The sequence below is a fragment of the Herbaspirillum sp. SJZ106 genome (genome assembly GCF_006715495.1).
Classification (GTDB): domain Bacteria; phylum Pseudomonadota; class Gammaproteobacteria; order Burkholderiales; family Burkholderiaceae_D; genus Herbaspirillum.
Window position 1 is genome coordinate 728,614 of record NZ_VFNI01000002.1, and the last position, 17,390, is coordinate 746,003.

Below are 17,390 nucleotides of genomic sequence, written 5' to 3' on the forward strand. Positions count from 1 at the left end.
TTGCTTCATCGTGTTTTCTTCTCGGCTTTCTTGTTTGCGCGGGAGAGTGGCGAATGAATTGGGGCGCGGCGGCCGCCTTTCCTTTTTTGGGTGAGTGCTGTGCCGGCTTTGTAGGTCTTTGCGTCGGCAGTTTCCTCAATGTAGTGATACATCGGTTGCCGCTGGGATTGTTCGGGCGCGAGGGAAGTGGCGGGGGCGGGTGGGGCATATGCTTCTCGCGGTCCCGCTGCTGCCATTGCCGTGGCGCGATCGCGGCGAGGGATAACGTTCCGCTGCTCAGCTACCTCCTTCTGCGTGCGCGCTGTCGGCATTGCCGCGCGAGAATCTCGCCGCGTTACCCCATTGTCGAAGGCTTGGTCGCACTGCTCTTCGTGGTTGCCGCGATCCACGCGGAAACGGAGTACGCATTAGCCGGGTTCTGCGTGTTGGCGGCGTTTCTTGTGGTCTTGGCCGCCATCGATCTGGATCACCTCATTTTGCCCGACGTGTTGACGGTGCCGCTCATCGGATTGGGCGTCGCTTTCAATGCGGGGCCTGGATTCATCGCGCTGCCTTTGTCCCTGCTGGGGGCGGTCGTGGGCTACGCGTTTCTTTGGAGCGTGGCCAGGGTCGCCGGGCGTATCGCCGGGCGCGAGGCATTGGGGCGGGGCGACGCGAAACTGCTGGCGGCGCTGGGCGCCTGGCTCGGGTTCGGGGCGATCGTGCCGGCGGTGGCGCTGGCCGTGCTGGTCAGCGCACTGGCGATGCTGGTGATGCGCCTGCGGCGCGGGGCCGATGCAACTTTCCATACTTTACCTATGCCATTTGGCCCCAGCCTCGCAGCCGGCGGAGTGCTTGTGGCGCTATACAACATTTGAGGCACGATTATGCGGATCACACGCCCCACACCAAAAACGCTCACCGGGCGAAGGCGGAATGCAGGCTTTACCTTGATCGAGGTAACCGTTGTGATCATTGTGATGACGGCAATGCTGGCTGCTGGAGCCGCCTACCTGAACCGATACAACGACAGCATCGCCAATGAATTGGTCGCCGGCCAGATGCGACGGCTGGGCGACGCGGCGGGGCAATACGTGGCTGACAACTATGAAAAGCTGAGCAGTCAGGAAGGCGGCGCCTTGCTTGATTGGCGCGACATGAAGCGCTATCTGCCGCCGGGTATCGACCAGGACACCGTGAACCCGTTCGGCCAGAGGTACAACGGCGCGCTGAGGGTTGTTCCCTTGAAGGACGACAACAAGCGTATCGAGGTGCTGATCTTCACCGAGCCGGCGCGGGGAGCCAAGCAACCCGACGTGGCGACGCACTCGATGAAGGTGGCGCAGCTCATCGGCGCCGGCGGTCTTTATCTGGATCATGACGGTCGCAAGCCGGGAGCGCGCGCCGTGTACTGGAGCAGTTACGGCCAAATCAATGACCAAAGCAGTCTGGACGGATTCTTTAAGAATAAGCCCGCTGCCGTTGGGCAGATTTTCTACGCGCCGTTCATGCGCGACACCTCCGGTCCGGGGACGCTTGCCGGTGACCTGCTGCATCGCAAGAAGACAGATGGTCATCCTGAATGGAACAAGATGGAAACCGACATCGATATGTCGAAACACAAGATCGATAATGTTGCGAGCGTCGATTTCTCAGGAGCATGGTCGGGAAGAAATCCATCGATTTATGTAGATCAGCGAGGTACTTCTGTCGTTGTCGATCCCGGCGATGGCGGGCGCATTGTGATGGGAGTTGACGGAGCTAATCCAACGGCGGACGTGTTGGCCAACAATTTAAGGGCAGGTGGTGACGTGGAGTTTGGCCAGCGTGTCAACATGACCGGAAAAAAATTTCATTCCGAGGGGGGACGTTGTGATGGTGTGGGCCTGACAATGACTCGTCTGGGGCGTCTCATGACGTGCGTCCGGGGGATCGGCGGTCCTGAGCGGGGGGGCGTTTGGCGGCCAGTCGCGTATAGGTTGGACGAGAGCTATGTTGGGCGATTGAATGAGGGGCGCTCTGGAAGCGATTCTGCCGGAAAAAAAATGCGGTCGGGTAACTGGGATCGTATCGTGAACAACAATCTGACACCTGTTACCGTGATTGTGGCGAAGGCTAAACCGAACATAACTGACGCTTGTGCGATATACGTTTACGAAACACCCATTAGCATCACACCCTTTCGCTCGATGCCGAAAATGAATGACTTCCCCGAAGAGGATGAGTTACCCATTGCGGAGACAGCTATGGAGGCAGGTTATCTTCCTGATGGCTGGGCCTCCGTAGGGGATGGTGGAATGTGTAGCCTCACTTTTGTTGCTCGCGCCAATGCGATTTATTATGTGGTTTATGGCGGTGGTGGTGAAAAAGGGGAGTACGCAGTGCTCCAACCTGACGACTAAATATATGTGAGCGTTCGAAGTGGTACTTGCGCATACAGTCGGAGGAATATCACCGCCGTTTGTCATGCAATCGCTTTCTTCATTTCTGAGCTGAGGTCACCCGGTTCACGGGTGACGCTGATGTTGCCCTCCTCTTCCAAGATTCACTGACTTGCGGTCCGATTCAGATGCGCTTCGTTTCGATTGGGGAGAGGGCGCACGCCTGATATTTCAGTTCTGACTCGATACGCTGAACGTGGCGCTCAAGCGAGAGGGTTTTTCGTTCAAGCGCTACCGCCTGTCGCTCAAAACACAACACTCGCAGGAACTCGTCGTGCAGCAGGCCGCGATCGACCCGCCGCGGCAGGCCGGGCGCGCGAACGCCATTCGCTTGCACTGCCTCGACAACGCAGGCTTTGCGGATATCTGGCGGTTCAACGTAGCTGGTCACCACGACAATTTCTCTCAGATCGAGTCGAGCAAGCGCTGCCAACGCAGCAACTCCAATTCAACACTTGAGGCAGATTATGTGGATAAAACGCCCAACATCCAAGGCATGCGCCGGGCGCATGCGAGCCGAAGGTTTTACCTTGATCGAGGTGACCGTCGCGCTCATCGTGATGGCGACGATGCTGGCCGCGGGAGCCGCCTACCTGAACCGGTACAACGACAGCATCGCCAATGAATCGGTCGCCGGCCAGATGCGACGGCTGGGCGACGCGGCGGGGCAATACGTGGCCGACAACTATGAAAAGCTGAGCAGCCAGGAAGACGGCACCTTGCTTGATTGGCGCGACATGAAGCGCTACCTGCCGCCGGGTATCGACCAGAACACCGTGAACCCGTTCGGCCAGAGGTACAACGGCGCGTTACGGGTCGTTCCCTTGAAGGATGACAACAAGCGTATCGAGGTGCTGATCTTCACCGAGCCGGCGCGGGGAGCCAAGCAACCCGACGTGGCGACGCACTCGATGAAGGTGGCGCAGCTCATCGGCGCCGGCGGCCTTTATCTGGATCATGACGGCCGCAAGCCGGGGGCGCGCGCCGTGTACTGGAGCAGCTACGGTCAACTGACCGATCAGAGCAGCCTGGCCGGTTTCTTCAAGAAGACGCCCACCGCCATTGGGCAGATTTTCTACGCGCCGTTCATGCGCGACACCTCCGGTCCGGGGACGCTTGCTGGTGACCTGCTGCATCGCAAGAAGACAGATGGTCATCCTGAATGGAACAAGATGGAAGCCGACATCGATATGTCAAAACACAAGATCGATGATGTGGCGAGCATTAAGTTCTCTGGGGACGGGCAGGGGAAAAGTCCATCGATTTATGCAAATCAGTCGGGTGGTCCTCTCGTAATCGATCCCGGTGATGACGGCCGTATTGTAATGGGCGCCGATGGAAATAATCCGTCGGCAGGCGTGGTGGTGAACAGCTTGAAAGCAGGTGGCGAAGTGGCGTTTGGCACGAAGATCGTCATGGCCGGCAAGGATTTTTACAGCGAGGGGGAGCGTTGCCATGCTTTGAGCATGACAATGAATGAATCCGGGGACCTCATGACATGCGACTCGAAGAGCCGCGTCTGGCGGCGGCTCTCATATGCGACGCAGTATAGATATACCGGGCGATTGAGAGAGGCGTCTAAATCTTTTGCTCAACATTTTCCGTCTGGTCGTGCGGATGTGGATGCGGTGCGCTATTCGGAAATCAGAAATTCCACGTGGGATTACGTTGTTAACAATTATGATGAACCTGTTACCGTAATCGTGTCGAAGGCTGCAACTCCCAATTCCGTGATGACAGGAGATGATACGAGAATGATAAAAAACGGAAATTACCCTTGCGGAATATTTGTTTATGAATCATTAAATGGCCGGTGGCCGTCTGAGAATGAGCTCCCCATTGCAGAGACAAGCATGCCGTCATTCGATACTGGCGTAAAGGATGCCGCGATATGTAGTCTCACTTTTGTTGCCAGAGCTAATACGACTTACTATGTAGCTTATTCCGGCCAGATGTTTGATCCCAACGATAATGCGGAAAATATTCGTGGCGGGTATGTGGTCCTCCACCCTGACAGCTAAATATATGTAAGCGTTCAAAGCGATACTCGCGCATATGGCTGGAGGGATATTGCTTCCCAAAAGGCCTACTTGGCAGGTTTACTGGGAAACAAGCCGCGCTTGCCGATTTTTGATCGGCCGCGCACGCGAACGCCATTCGCTTGCACTGCCTCGATAACGCAGGCTTTGCGGATCGCTGGCGGTTCAGCGTAGCTGGTCGCCACGAGAATTGCTCTCGAGACCGAGGCGGACGAGCGCTGCCAACGCAGCAACTCCAATTTGCAATTACCGACCAGTTGGGCGCTTATGCCGCGCGCCGGCTCGGCATTCGTATGCGCGGATTGAACTTGCCATCGCCTTTCTCCTGGCTCGCCTTTCGATGATCGGCTCGAGCCCGATTTGGGAATCGGCCTATTGAGATCGTGATTATTTTGAGGAGATGGCCCATATCGGACGGGGTCAAATTTTTTTAAAATTTCGTATTACATATAAAAACTCATTGGCCGGGAGATGATTTAAGCGGCGGCCATGTCAGCGACTCTGAAGATGCATTGTTTTTGCTTTCGTGTCGTTGGTGTTGTTTGCTGGAATAGTCGCGTTTCCTCGAGAATTACCCGTTGGGAAATGTCTTGCATGTTGATCTTGTGCTGGACGAGCAGTCCGGACGGTGGCGAGGTTCTATTGGTTTTTGGATAAATTTATGGGGGCTTAGTGGTGGGCATCAATGATTGTGGTCGTGATTTCGAGCGCCAGAGGGGCTTCACCCTGATCGAGGCCCTGGTCGTAATGATCGTGGGTATCGTGATTCTGGCGGCGGCGGCGGCGGGTATCGGCAAGCTGTTCCGGTCGTCGGAAATTTCTACTGAGGCGCAGAACATCACCCAGATCGCGGCCAGCGTGAGAGGGCTCAAGAGCGGTGTGGGGGGATATAAGGGCCTCGACAATACCTTGGCCATCCAATACAAGGCCATTCCCGCCAATATGGCGCAGGATGCAGATGCTGGCATCATCCTCAATGTCTGGACCGGAAAGGTGGCGATCAAGTCCTTGCAGGACGATCAAGCCTTCTCCATCACCTATCCCAAGGTTCCGGAGGAAGCGTGCCAGCAGCTTCTGCTGAAGCTGCGCAGCGGAGGATGGGCCTCGGTGACGTCGGGAGAGGGGGGCGGCAAGGCCATCACGCCATCGTCATCCCTGTCTGACATCCAGGCGGCATGCACCAGCCCCGATAGCAACACCCTCACATTTACGTCGCTGTCGTAAATAAAGTCCGCGCAAGCGAGCGGGCCGGGTAGGGATTGACCGGCCCTGTGTTGGCGGCGTTTCTCGCGGTCCTGGCGACCGTCGACCTGGATCACTTCATTTTTTTCGATGCGATGGCGCTGTCGCTCATCGGATTGGGCGCCGCTTTCAAATGCGGGGCCTGGATTCATCGCGCCTCTTTTTCTCCTCCTCGGGATCTGCGCGACTTTCCATTGCCGTCCGGAGCAAGGGGCGATGGATAGAGATTGAACAGTAACTATGTGGCCTCTTTCGATTGTTTTTGTCATTGCCATGTTCTTCGCCCATTTCATGGCGGGAGTTTCGGCAAAGGAGCAGCACGTTCAGGATATGCGCCTGCGCGAGAACACCGCAACCATGTTCCGCAGCTACGACGCCGCCGGCGCCGCGATGCTTGCTGCCGCCCCCGCGTTGACGGGCGCCATTGATCGCGCACGCATGGCCCAGGCCTTGAGTGACTTGCACATGGGATGGGTTGGCGTCGATGGATGGTGCGATGGCGGCGCCGGCGCCGGAAAATGTCGCTGGGGGGCACTGGCGGACGACGGGCAGTTCTATGTCTACCGCAAAGATCCTGGTGAAGGCGTTCTGCTTAACGGCGTCTATCACGATCTCCTTGTATGGACCTCTGGGCCCGACCAGATGGGTTTCAAATCCGGCTCGAAACTGCTTGATGCCGGCGGCGCGCCGATTCTCGGGAAAATACTTCCCGCGTCGGTACAGCGCGCAGTACCGGATGGTTCACTGATCAAGATTCTTTGATTGACAAACCGCAATGACGCCGCCACACGCTGTGCGGCGTGGGAAGGCATGCGGCCTAAGGAAATTTTTATGGAATTCAAGACGACGATGAAGAAGAGATTGATTTGCACCCTGTCGGCGTGGGCCTGCGCCATCAGCGCCGGCGCGCATGCCGACCCCGCAGCACAGCCCGGTCCTCAGGCCTCCTCCGTCTCCGCGCAAGAGGCTGCGGCCGGCGCGGTCTGGCAGGCGCTCCCGGGACAGAGCCTCAAGGAAGTGACCGCCACGTGGGCAGGAATGGCCGGTTACGAGCTGGTGTGGGATGCCGGCTACGACTTTCCCATACGGGCCGCCCTGCAGATGCAGGGCGATTTCGTCGGGGCCATGACCAGCCTGTTCAATGCCTATGTCGCGGCCGATCGCCCACTGCTGGTCGACATCTACAAGGAACAGAAACTCGTGCGCGTACAGGCGCGGGGAGAATAACCATGAATATGAGCAAGAACACGATACGCACCATGATCCGGCTCGGCGTGGCCGCCTCCGTAGTCACCGCCCTTGGTGGCTGCACTTCGGTGATTCGCGGCGCGGAAAGCGCCAACGAGCGAGGGATGGCCGAGGCCGGCGACCGGATCGCCGCGATGCGAGCCGTGCAGGCGCCAGCCGTGCGCGTGCATGAGCAAGGTTATTGGGTGGCGACAAAATCGCTGCTGCTGGAGCCGAAGTCGCAGGACGTCGCATGCGATCTCACGCTCTATGAAGCCAGCCCGGTGACGTTGCGCCAGTTTGCAGACAAGGTGTCGCGCATTTGCGGCGTACGTGTCCACGTCAGCGCCGATGCGCTGCATACGCCACGCAATGTCGGTGCGGACGATGCCGATAAATCCGGGAAGAATGGTCCCCGCACGATCAACATCGGCCCCTCGCGCGCCGGCGCGACCGCGCCGCCGCCGGAACCGAAGGTCTCGCTCAACTGGCAGGGGCCGCTCTCCGGCCTGCTCGATTCGATGGGCTCGCAACTGGACCTTCACTGGCAGTTCCGTGACGGTGCGGTGTACGTGTTCCGCAACGAAACGCGTACCTTCCAGATTTACGCGCTGCCGGGAACGGACGCGCTGTCCAGCAGCGTTGCCACCGATACCAGCGCCTCGGTGGGGGTCAGCGGCGGCTCGCAGGGCTCCGCGAGCGGCGGCGGTGGTGGCGGTGGACAGCAGGGCGGTGTGAGCGGCCAGGGCGGCAGTGTGCAATCGGTTGCCACCACGCTGACCAGCTCGGTGATGGACGACGTCGCCAAGGCGGTGTCCGGCATGCTTACCCCCGGCCAAAGCAAGTTCACGCTTTCCAAGGCCACCGCGTCGATGACCGTGACCGATGCCCCGGACGTGCTCGACCGCATCGCCAGGTACATCGACCACGAGAACAAGCTGCTGACCAAGCAGGTGATGCTCAATGTCAAGATTCTCAACATCGACTTCGATCGTACCGACCAATACGGCGTGGACTGGAACCTCGCTTACAAGAGCGCCCGCGCCGGCGGAGAGCTGATCAGCAACAACGACGTGCTGGGAAACAGCGTCAACGTCCATATCCTCAAGGGACCGTTCAAAGATTCCTCGCTGCTGCTCAAGGCGCTGTCCAGCCAGGGCAAGGTCACGGTGGTCACGCAGCCATCGGTCACCACGCTGAACCTGCAGGCGGTGCCGATGCAGGTGTCCACCCAGACCAGCTATGTCGCCTCCATTACCAACACCCTGGTGGCGCAGACCGGCAATTCCGTCGGCATCGAGCCCGGACAGGTGACTTCCGGCTTCAACATGATGCTGCTGCCGTACGCGATGGCCGACAACCAGTTGCTGCTGCAGTACAACATCAGCCTGAGCAGCCTCGACAAGCTGGAGACCTTTGGCGACAAGGCCACCGGCCAGGTGCAACTGCCCACGGTAGGCCTGCGTGCGTTCGCGCAGAAGGTTCGGTTGCGCTCCGGCGAGACGCTGGCGCTCTCCGGATTCGAGCAAAGCACCGATACCAGCAAGCGCGCGGGCATGGGCAGCCCCGATAATTTCCTTCTGGGCGGCAGCCGCTACGGCCAGCAGCGTCACGGCGTCACCATCCTTCTCATCACGCCAGTGGTGATGGACTGACCTATGGCCAGGATCAATCAAGAGGCGGCCCAAGCCATCCAGACCCAGCATTACGGCAAGCCTCTGGTGGCCGGCCTGACGTGGCAGCCGCCGGTCGCCAAGCTGAGTCGCGCGGCCATGCAACGCCAGGGTCTCCAGGGCGGTTTCGGCGTGACGGTGCGGCGTGCGACAGGCACGGGCATACAGGTGGGCTACGGGCCGAAGGGTATCGGCGATCCCGGCGCCCATTCGTTGGCTGTCCTGCTGGCTGAGGCGGTGCGCAAACAAGACTGGATCGGCGCCTTCCGCCTGTCCGATACCCGGTACGCGCTGGTCGGCGTGCGGCAAGGCGCAATCATGGCCGGCCGCGACGTTATCGGCGCGCGCGGCGAGGTCGAAGCGTTGTTGCGCGAAACGGTGCAGTTGGGCGAAGAGGCCGGCGAACGGTGGGAGGCCATCTATGCGCCCAAGGAGTTCGAAACGGCGTGGCCGGAAGTGCATCTTGTGCAGTTGCTGCCGAAATCGGCGCTGCGGTCGTCGGCGGGCAGGCTGGAGTCGTTGACCAGCGATCTGACGCAGCAGCAAAAGAAGCTGTTGCTGGGTGTCGGCGCGGCCGTGCTGCTTCTGGGTATCGGCGGCTGGGCGTGGCACGACCTCCGCGCGCACCATCGGCAGGAAGAGCTCCTGCGTCCGCCGCAAACCATCGAGGCGCCGCCGCCGCATCCGTGGAAGTCGCAGGCAAGGCCTGCCGCGCAACTGGCCGTCTGGAAACATGCCATGGCGAAAATTCCGCTGTCGCTGGCCGGATGGCGAGCCGAGTGGATCCGGTTCGACGCCGGTTCGGCGACGGTTTCCTATCGGCGCGACGGCGGCATGTCCGTCGACGTGTTCCAATCCACGGTGGCCGCGGTGTTCGGCGACGGCGCACATCTTTCCCAATCGGGAGAGCGGGGCGAAGTCGCCATTGGAGTCGTATCGCCGGCCGGCGAGGACGAGCCGTTGCATTCGGCGAATGCGGCGAACGTCGAATTCGCTTCGCACTTCCAGTCGCTCGGACTGGCGCCGCCCAAACTGGCCAAGCGCGCGGTCGCGCAGCGGCTGGGGGGCGCGGCCGATTGGACGGGCTACAACTGGACGCTCGCCACCGACGTTCCCCCGGAGACGCTGTTCGGCGAGGAATTCCCCGGACTGCGGCTCACCACGATGCAGGTTCTCTTTTCTGAAAGCACTCCGCATTGGGTGCTCAATGGGATTTTCTATGCGAAAAACTAATATGAATGCTTTGTTGCTTGGCGTATCGGCCATGCTTGTATTTTCCGCGGCTCACGCCGAGCCCCGGTCCACTGGCCAGGACGCGCCTGCCGTGCCTGCCGCTATGGCGCCGGCGCCGACTGCATCGCCGGCATCCACCGCCGTCGATGCGGCAGATAACGCGGTGGCCGCGCAGTTGGAGCAGTTGCAGACGGAAGTGATGCTGCTCAAGGCGCGCACGGCGCGGGCGCAGGCCCAGGCCGAGCTCGACAATGCTTCAGGCGTGGCAAGCTCCGGGACCGCAGGCGGCATGCCGGCGGTGAAGGCCATCTTCGGCCGCGGCCAGACCCTGAGCGCGACGCTGCTGCTGGGGAATGGGGCCACGATTGACGCACAGGTCGGCGACAACTTGCCGGGCGGGTATCGGGTATCCCGCATCGGCGCCGGTAGCGTGACGTTCATCAAGGGCGGGCGCGAGATCAAGACGGGCCTTGCCGTCGGCGGAACCGGATTGCCCGCGATGCAGAGCGGCCCGCTCATGCTCGCGCCCCCCCTGCCGGGTCGTGGTTGAGGACAGGGAGGCGATGAATTACACGCTTCCCGACCTGGTTACCCTGGTTCGCGAGGGCACGCCCGTGCTTTCGCTGGAACAAGGTGTGCTTGAGGTCGCCGAGGACAATCGCGGGTTGATGTGCCTGATCGGCGTCCCGCGTCAGCCCGGGCATGGCATCCTGGTTGTGTCGTCCTCGCATCGCCTCGATCCCCACGTGCTCAGCTATCAGGAAACGATACGGCGACACGGGTTGTCCCACGAAGTGGTGGTTTCCAGCATGCGCAATGTGCTGGATCTGTACCGGCTCGGCAAGGGACGATATCGCGCGCCGGTCGGCACGGAGTCGGAGGCTCAGCGTTACATCATCGAAATGGTTCGCGAAGCGGTGACGCTGCGCGCCTCCGATATACACATCGTCGCGCGCCACGATTACTGCGAGATCCGGTGCCGCATCGATGGGTATTTGCGTCCGATGGGACAACTCCGGTCCGAGGAAGGGCCGCGCCTTTGCGCAACCATCTATCAAAGCATGTGCGACGTGGCGGAGCCGACCTTCAAACCGATGCAGGCCCAGCGGTCGCGCATGAAGGACGAGTTCCTCCGCGAATGCGGGCTGTCAGGCGCGCGCATCAATACCCGTCCGCTCGACCGCGGGATGATGATGGTGCTGCGTCTGCTGTATGCCGATACCCCGGGCGCCGCCCCGACCCTGGCGGATCTGGGATATCTGCCGGAGCAATGCGAGGCGTTGGACGAACTGATGGAACACCGGACGGGCGTCGTGCTGCTGTCCGGTCCCACCGGCAGCGGAAAAAGCACCACGTTGAAAGTGGTGATGCAGAAACTGATGGCCGAGAACACGGGCATCCACCTGCTGACGCTGGAAGACCCGCCGGAATACGAGATCGAAGGCGCGAACCAGTCGCCCGTGGGCGGCGAGCGCGGTAGCAGCGCCGGCGTGGAGCAGGAATGGGCCAACGCGATCGCCGACGCGATGCGGCTGGACCCCGATGTCATCATGGTGGGCGAGGTGCGCGATGCGGTGACCGCCAAGATGGCTTTCCGCGCGGCCATGACCGGCCACCTCATCTGGACCACCATCCACGCCAACGATGCGCTGGCGATCCTGCCGCGCCTGGAGGACGAAGGCGTGATGCAGTCGCTCCTGACGGATTCCACGCTGGTGATCGGTCTCGTGAATCAGTCGCTGGTGCAGCGGCTGTGTTCCGACTGCAAGATCCCATTGAAGGGCAACGAACACCTGCTGGGGCCGCGTCTGCTCAAGCGGCTCCAGCGCTATTGCGACCTCGACGGCATCTGCCTCCAGGGCGACGGTTGTGAAAGCTGCAAGCAGCAAGGCACGGCCGGAAGAACGGTGGTAGCCGAAGTCGTGCGCACTTCGCCCGGCCTCATGCAGGCCTACGTGCGCGGGCATCACCTCGAGGCGACGCGCTACTGGGTCCGGCACAGCAATGGCATCAGCAAGATCGACGCGCTGATCCGCAAGATCAACGACGGGCTCGTCGACCCGCGCGCCGGCGAGCGCATTGTCGGACCGATCCAGCCGGCCGGCGCCTCTTTGGATTCATTGGAAGCAACCTCATGAACAGTGCACTGTTGGAACGTCTCAACCATCGGATCGCGAAGCTCCAGTTCGGCGCCAAGAAGCGCGTGCGCTTCTATGGCCACCTCACCATGATGCTCGAGAATCGCATCATGCTCATCGATGCGCTGCGCGAAATGCACAACGTCGCCAGCGAAGACGGCAGGAAACCCGATACCAGCGATGCCATCATCCTGGAGAGCTGCCACGAGGCGGTCAGCGAGGGCAGCTCTCTCGCGGACGGCCTGCGCCCCTGGGTGAATGCCAACGAGGTGGCTGTCATCGCCGCGGGCGAACAGTCCGGCGACATGCGCAGCGCCTTCCAGGACGCCATCACGATGATCGAGGCGGGTTCGAAGATCCGCGGCGCGATCGCCGGCGCGGCGATTTATCCCGTAGTGCTGCTGACGATGCTCTGCGTGCTGCTGCACATCGTGGCGGACAGTCTCGTACCGAAGCTGTCCGCAGTTTCCGATCCGGAAACTTGGGATGGCGCCGCGTACATCCTCTACCGGCTGGGAACATTCGTCGACCATTACGGACTCTATGCGCTGGCGGGCGCGCTCGTATCGATCATTGTCATTGGCATCTCGCTGCCCCTGCTGGGCGGCCGCCTGCGCATCTTCCTCGACCGTTTCCCGCCCTGGTCGCTGTACCGGGCGATTCACGGCAGCATCTTCATGCTTAACGTCTCGCTGCTGATCCGCGCCGGCATGATGCTGCAAGCGGCGCTCGAACTGCTCTACGAGCGCGCAGGCTCGCACTGGTTGCGCCAACGCATCGAAGCCACGCTTGAGAACATCGCCGGCGGCGCGGGTTTCGGCGACGCCTTGCATGACACAGGCTACAACTTCCCCGACCGCGAGGGCATCAGTTACCTGCGCCTGTTGTCGCGCCTGCAGGGCTTCGACCAGTCGATGGCCAAGTTCGCACGCCACTGGCTTGACGAAACGATCGCCAAGGTGCAAGGCGCCGCACGAGGCTTCCTGCTGGCATCCATCCTGCTGATGGGCGGCATGCTGGTTCTCGTGGTTTCGGCGGTATCCGACATCGAAAACGCCATCCAGCAATCCGTCTCGCAGCCTGCGGGTTAATCTTGAAACGTAGTCGCATGGACATTGAATCCCCGGCAGAGCTGCGCGAAAGCTTGATGAGCGAGCTTCGCGAGGCCTGCGGCCCCCTCATCCTCGATGCGCTGGACGACAGCGACGTCGTTGAGGTTCTGATCAATCCCGACGGCACGTTGTGGATCGAATCCCACGGCGCGGGCATGCGCATGGCGCAAGCAGACTTTCCCGCCGCGCGCTCGCGCGCAATCCTGCGTCTTGTCGGCCTGCTTCAGAAGTCGCCGGCCGGCGAAGGCGCAGCGATCATCGAGGGCGAGTTTCCGCTCGACGGCTCGCGCGTTGCCGGGCTTTTGCCGCCATTGGTGGCGGCGCCGGCCTTTGCGTTGCGCAAGCATTTCCCTGCGGTGCTTTCGCTGGACGATTATGGAAAAAGCGGCGTCATCAGGCCGATCGGCGCGTTGCCATTTCGTAGCGCAACCGAAGCCACTGCGAGCAAGGTGCGCAGTTTCGCCCACCCGATCGACGCCATCCGCGAGGCGGTATCGCGGCGCAAGAACATCCTGGTGATGGGGGGAACGGGCAGCGGCAAGACAACGCTGGCCAATGCCATCCTCAACGAAATCGCCAGGCAGTGCCCGCGCGACCGCATCGTCGCCATCGAGGACACGCAGGAATTGCAGGTGACGGTGGATAACCGTGCGCTGCTGCGCAGCAGCAAGGAAATCGACATGCGGCAATTGCTGCGCGTGACCATGCGGTTGCGCCCCGATCGCATCGTGGTGGGAGAAGTGCGCGGCGGCGAGGCCTATACTTTGCTCAAGAGCTGGACTTCCGGCCACCCCGGCGGGGTGGCCACGATGCATGCGAATTCCTCCGAAGAAGGTTTGCAGAAACTGGCGCACTACATCTACGAAGACCCGGCGGCGCAGAGCTTCAGGCCCGATGCCATCGGCTGGATGATCGCCAGCGCCGTTAACCTCATCGTAGTCATCGAGAAGCTCGCCTCCGCACCCGGGCGCATGGTGACCGAGATCTGCGAGGTGACGGGTTACATGAACGAGCGCTATACCCTCAACGTGCTGCGGTTGCAGACCGGCACGGGGCGTAGCGAGTACAAACTGCGGATCTGAGGCCGGGTCATGGTGAGGCATCTTTCTGTCGACGGGCTTTTCACCGCCACGCGCCGGGTCGCGTTGGTGCTGGCGTTCTCGGTGCATGCGGCGCAAGCGGCGCACGGCGCCTCGTCGCCAGCCCATGTGGCGGCAAACCTGGACGAACGGATCGCCTGTTCGATCGCCGCGGCGGTCAAGTTCCAGATTCCGGTGAACGCGATGCTTGCCGTGGCCGAACAGGAAGCCGGCCGCCCAGGTTTGAGGGTGAAGAATAGCAACGGTAGCTTTGACCTCGGCGCCATGCAGATCAATACGGCCTATCTCGTGGAGCTGAAGAGATACGGCATTACCGCGCAGGATGTGATCGCCCCCGGTTGCTATCCCTATGAGTTGGCGGCCTGGCGTATTCGTGGGCATATCCTCGCCGACCGCGGCGACATGTGGACCCGTATCGCGAACTATCATTCGCGCACGCCCAAATACAACGCCGTGTACCGCCGCGCCGTGATGGTGAAAGCGGGCAAGTGGGCGGAATGGTTGAAGGTTCGGTATCCGATATACGAGGTCAATGAATTACCCCGGCTGGACTAGACACTTTGAACGCGTACCTTGCCGTGACTGGTTGGCAAGGTACGCGGCAGTCTTTTCAAATGGAGCCACCTCTGATGAGTCTATTGCGAAATTCTTCCGCATGCTGCAACTCAAATGCATCGTCAAGTTGTTTATGCCGACGGATTTTTAGTGTTTCTATGCCGACGTCGCCGATAAACCTTATCAGGGTATCCAACAAGGTTTGCGCTAACGCCTCATCAGTTAAAGTAACGCGGAATATATAAAAAACATGATGCGTGTCGGGATGTAAGCTCATGCATCCACGCTGCCCGATACCAAGCATAAAATTAATTTCGAGCATGTCAGCATATATTTTTGCTGTGTCATCTGATGGGCTCCCCATGTCTATGTAGACAAGTATTCCCTCCGTATCCCCGGTTGTATCGTGGAAAAACGAAATCGTATGATCGTTCATGCGCAATTTTCCACCGCCGAGAAGATGCCTCTTATCTACAAAACCAATCAGTCCACACAGCTCCGTGATCACGCGTTCATAGTTTGATACTGACACGGTTAATTCTCCGCTCTACTGCTGCCCTCTGCAGGCGATGGCATCCTGCGGAATCTTTTTGCCGCGTGAAAACCCGCCAAATTCCGGTCCTGTGTGACGGAGTTTCTTTCTGCTAAAAAGATTTCGTCTTTAACCAGTTCAACGGAAAAATCGTCTCCAAATTTGCTTTCCATAACAATGACGTCGTTCATGCCAAGTAACTCTCTTGCCATATTGCCGACTTCAATGAAGTTACCCGTCGTGATCACAATTGGTTTTGTCGACGGCAAGCGAGTACTCAGGTCTTTTTCCTTTTTACTGCTCATTAATTCCATGATTTTTTCTGCCTGATATTCCATGGGATCAATAACGTCGAGAGAACGACCTAATTTTCTTAATGCGGCTTCTATATGCGGCTTCAAAGCCGGGTAGTGGGTGCAGCACAACCACAGTGATGTAGCATCGTCAGGGATTTTCCTTACGTATTTTTCAACTGATTCCTGAAGTTTTTCAGTTACTTCCGGTTCAGTACTCAAGTGATCAAGCTTGTTTATCATGCTTGCCCATTCTGTTGCGCCGATACGGAACTCCGGTGGTAATGACATCTTCTTATCTGATGCCTGCTTGAGGGCTTCCTCATATTTATTGAGGCCATTTGTTCCCGGCGCTACGACGGCAGGCGTTGCAATGATTGCAGGCTTGTCGCCACCATGATTTACCATGGCCTGCGCGGTTACCTCGATCAAGTCCAATATACGATTATTAACACCCTCCTTCGCCTCTGGAAAAGCTGTGCAAGCGGTATTGCACGCCATTGCAATGACATCGACACCTACAGCATTTGCAGTTTTCAGACCATTCCCAACCAGTGAAACCAGGGTATCCCGGGACTTGTCGCCATAAACAGCATTACCATGGTCCACCACAATGACAAAACGAGCTGTCTGCTGCGATCGCACGGAAATGAACGCTGCTAAATTCTTTGCTGCAATTAAACCGCCATTGCTGGAATCAAAGGCAGCAATTAAGAATGGCGCAGCATTCTGAGGGATGGAGCGGCTAATAAAACCACGATGCATGTTGTCAACAACGCTTTTCAGTAGCGTCACCATTGCGTGATGTACGCCAGGAGCAAACCCATCGACGCCTGTATGCGCTTTTCCATCAACTGACGGCTCTCCAGCAATACGACTCCGGGTAATGCCATCTACCGCACCGGCATCGAGCATGGCATTAATCATGGCAACTTCCTGCTCGGGTGTATGTAATTTTTCGAGCTGACCATGTCTGGCCAATAAAACAGCCGCAATTGCTTCAGCCCCAAAATTCGAGTTCCATGCGGTGACAGGGTATCGCGCCGGGACTGCTGCTTTCATCTCCGAACCATCTATCGCCTTTGGTATGCCGTGAAGGCCACCCATGCCTGCCTCGTTGCCTCCATCACCCACTCCAATGGTAGTAATTTTGAGTTTGTTCGCCTGCAACAGAATTTCGTCTAGCGACGAATTGAAAGAACTGATATCGTCTCCCCGCATGTTGCGTTGAACACCATCAGAATTGCGAGATGGAACCTCAATTGCTACAACGGAATCTGGCATTTCATCACGCAATAATTGTCCGGCGATCGAGCTGATATCGCTTGCGCTCTTAATTGGAAGAGATTTAAATTTTGCGTACTCGGCAAGTTTTGGATTGAGTACATTCAATGCGGCTTTGAGTACGTTGCGATTTTCCCTGTCGGTGACAAATGTCACTACTGTTCCCAATTCATTGAGCGCATGGGCCAACGCGGCAGTTCCTCCAGGTCCATCGGTCTCGGGCATACCTTCTGCCACGTTGAATCCGGTCAACAACATAACCTTTTTTGCGCTCTCCAGGGATTTTGCGGCATCTTCTGCTCCTCCCGGATGAAAGAATTTCCCCAAATCCCGGTTGTTATAGCATTGGAGAAGCGCGTCCAGATTTGACTTCTTCGATTCTGCATGGTCATCACCTGAAGAAGACGCTTGCGACAACGATTGTTGGCCACGTTGTATCGGTTGAAAACTAACACGTGAGGTGACAGGGATCATGAGAATGCTCTTTCCAATGTACTAGTCAACAAAAACTATTTTGATCAATGTAATAAAACTGCGCGTGA

General features: G+C 59.0%; 16 protein-coding genes. 13 read left to right on the forward strand and 3 right to left on the reverse strand.

Annotation, left to right across the window (positions count from 1 at the left end; translation table 11 throughout):
* Positions 1-53 precede the first annotated feature (53 nt).
* Positions 54-857: an A24 family peptidase gene (locus FB598_RS08500; RefSeq protein WP_141913587.1), complete on the forward strand. Its 804-nt coding sequence runs from the start codon at positions 54-56 to the stop codon at positions 855-857.
* A gap of 9 nt (positions 858-866) precedes the next feature.
* Complete coding sequence (locus FB598_RS08505; RefSeq protein ID WP_141913586.1) at positions 867-2,381, forward strand: prepilin-type N-terminal cleavage/methylation domain-containing protein; 1,515 nt, start codon at positions 867-869, stop codon at positions 2,379-2,381.
* Between the two features lie 163 nt (positions 2,382-2,544).
* On the opposite strand, the gene FB598_RS08510 is transcribed toward FB598_RS08505, so the two are convergent.
* Positions 2,545-2,853: a hypothetical protein gene (locus FB598_RS08510; protein WP_141913585.1), complete on the reverse strand. Its 309-nt coding sequence runs from the start codon at positions 2,851-2,853 to the stop codon at positions 2,545-2,547.
* A gap of 76 nt (positions 2,854-2,929) precedes the next feature.
* On the opposite strand from FB598_RS08510, the gene FB598_RS08515 reads away from it, so the two are divergent.
* From FB598_RS08515 to FB598_RS08565, 11 genes are all read left to right on the forward strand, one after another.
* A complete protein-coding gene (locus FB598_RS08515; RefSeq protein ID WP_255463864.1) occupies positions 2,930-4,441 on the forward strand; it encodes a prepilin-type N-terminal cleavage/methylation domain-containing protein in 1,512 nt (503 codons plus the stop codon).
* A 693-nt stretch (positions 4,442-5,134) separates the two neighbouring features.
* A complete protein-coding gene (locus FB598_RS08520; protein WP_221292225.1) occupies positions 5,135-5,683 on the forward strand; it encodes a type 4 pilus major pilin in 549 nt (182 codons plus the stop codon).
* A 258-nt stretch (positions 5,684-5,941) separates the two neighbouring features.
* Entirely contained in the window at positions 5,942-6,463 is a 522-nt protein-coding gene (locus FB598_RS08525; RefSeq protein ID WP_141913583.1) for a hypothetical protein, read from the forward strand.
* Between the two features lie 69 nt (positions 6,464-6,532).
* Positions 6,533-6,928, forward strand: a complete 396-nt coding sequence (locus tag FB598_RS08530) for a toxin co-regulated pilus biosynthesis Q family protein (RefSeq protein ID WP_183405711.1) — start codon at positions 6,533-6,535, stop codon at positions 6,926-6,928.
* Positions 6,929-6,930: 2 nt separating this feature from the next.
* On the forward strand, positions 6,931-8,583 hold the full coding sequence (locus FB598_RS08535; protein ID WP_221292230.1) for a PilN family type IVB pilus formation outer membrane protein: 1,653 nt from the start codon (positions 6,931-6,933) through the stop codon (positions 8,581-8,583).
* A 3-nt stretch (positions 8,584-8,586) separates the two neighbouring features.
* On the forward strand, positions 8,587-9,834 hold the full coding sequence (gene pilO2, locus FB598_RS08540; protein WP_141913581.1) for a type 4b pilus protein PilO2: 1,248 nt from the start codon (positions 8,587-8,589) through the stop codon (positions 9,832-9,834).
* Between the two features lies 1 nt (position 9,835).
* Positions 9,836-10,384 (forward strand): type IV pilus biogenesis protein PilP, encoded by a 549-nt coding sequence (pilP, locus tag FB598_RS08545; RefSeq protein ID WP_183405712.1) that lies wholly within the window; start codon positions 9,836-9,838, stop codon positions 10,382-10,384.
* A gap of 13 nt (positions 10,385-10,397) precedes the next feature.
* Positions 10,398-11,972 (forward strand): GspE/PulE family protein, encoded by a 1,575-nt coding sequence (locus FB598_RS08550; protein WP_141913579.1) that lies wholly within the window; start codon positions 10,398-10,400, stop codon positions 11,970-11,972.
* Complete coding sequence (locus FB598_RS08555; protein WP_141913578.1) at positions 11,969-13,063, forward strand: type II secretion system F family protein; 1,095 nt, start codon at positions 11,969-11,971, stop codon at positions 13,061-13,063. Before FB598_RS08550 ends, FB598_RS08555 begins: the two co-directional genes overlap by 4 nt.
* Positions 13,064-13,119: 56 nt before the next feature.
* Positions 13,120-14,166, forward strand: coding sequence for a P-type conjugative transfer ATPase TrbB (gene trbB, locus FB598_RS08560; RefSeq protein ID WP_141913577.1), 1,047 nt, complete (start codon positions 13,120-13,122; stop codon positions 14,164-14,166).
* 9 nt (positions 14,167-14,175) lie between these two features.
* Positions 14,176-14,739, forward strand: coding sequence for a hypothetical protein (locus FB598_RS08565; protein ID WP_141913576.1), 564 nt, complete (start codon positions 14,176-14,178; stop codon positions 14,737-14,739).
* A 55-nt stretch (positions 14,740-14,794) separates the two neighbouring features.
* Here the strand turns inward: FB598_RS08565 and FB598_RS08570 are convergent, their stop codons facing one another.
* Together FB598_RS08570 and FB598_RS08575 are read right to left on the reverse strand one after the other, a co-directional pair.
* Positions 14,795-15,271 (reverse strand): hypothetical protein, encoded by a 477-nt coding sequence (locus FB598_RS08570; RefSeq protein WP_141913575.1) that lies wholly within the window; start codon positions 15,269-15,271, stop codon positions 14,795-14,797.
* 2 nt (positions 15,272-15,273) lie between these two features.
* Positions 15,274-17,322, reverse strand: a complete 2,049-nt coding sequence (locus tag FB598_RS08575) for a glutamate cyclase domain-containing protein (protein ID WP_141913574.1) — start codon at positions 17,320-17,322, stop codon at positions 15,274-15,276.
* Between the last annotated feature and the right edge of the window lie 68 nt (positions 17,323-17,390).

Excerpts from the sequence above, each read along its gene's own strand:
- FB598_RS08535 (WP_221292230.1), top strand. The coding sequence starts at position 6,931 with ATGAATATGAGCAAGAACACGATACGCACCATGATCCGGCTCGGCGTG.
- FB598_RS08550 (WP_141913579.1), top strand. The coding sequence starts at position 10,398 with ATGAATTACACGCTTCCCGACCTGGTTACCCTGGTTCGCGAGGGCACG.
- FB598_RS08515 (WP_255463864.1), top strand. The coding sequence starts at position 2,930 with ATGCGAGCCGAAGGTTTTACCTTGATCGAGGTGACCGTCGCGCTCATC.
- pilP (WP_183405712.1), top strand. The coding sequence starts at position 9,836 with ATGAATGCTTTGTTGCTTGGCGTATCGGCCATGCTTGTATTTTCCGCG.
- FB598_RS08525 (WP_141913583.1), top strand. The coding sequence starts at position 5,942 with ATGTGGCCTCTTTCGATTGTTTTTGTCATTGCCATGTTCTTCGCCCAT.
- FB598_RS08500 (WP_141913587.1), top strand. The coding sequence starts at position 54 with ATGAATTGGGGCGCGGCGGCCGCCTTTCCTTTTTTGGGTGAGTGCTGT.
- FB598_RS08575 (WP_141913574.1), bottom strand. The coding sequence starts at position 17,322 with ATGATCCCTGTCACCTCACGTGTTAGTTTTCAACCGATACAACGTGGC.
- trbB (WP_141913577.1), top strand. The coding sequence starts at position 13,120 with ATGAGCGAGCTTCGCGAGGCCTGCGGCCCCCTCATCCTCGATGCGCTG.
- FB598_RS08565 (WP_141913576.1), top strand. The coding sequence starts at position 14,176 with ATGGTGAGGCATCTTTCTGTCGACGGGCTTTTCACCGCCACGCGCCGG.
- FB598_RS08555 (WP_141913578.1), top strand. The coding sequence starts at position 11,969 with ATGAACAGTGCACTGTTGGAACGTCTCAACCATCGGATCGCGAAGCTC.
- FB598_RS08505 (WP_141913586.1), top strand. The coding sequence starts at position 867 with ATGCGGATCACACGCCCCACACCAAAAACGCTCACCGGGCGAAGGCGG.
- pilO2 (WP_141913581.1), top strand. The coding sequence starts at position 8,587 with ATGGCCAGGATCAATCAAGAGGCGGCCCAAGCCATCCAGACCCAGCAT.
- FB598_RS08530 (WP_183405711.1), top strand. The coding sequence starts at position 6,533 with ATGGAATTCAAGACGACGATGAAGAAGAGATTGATTTGCACCCTGTCG.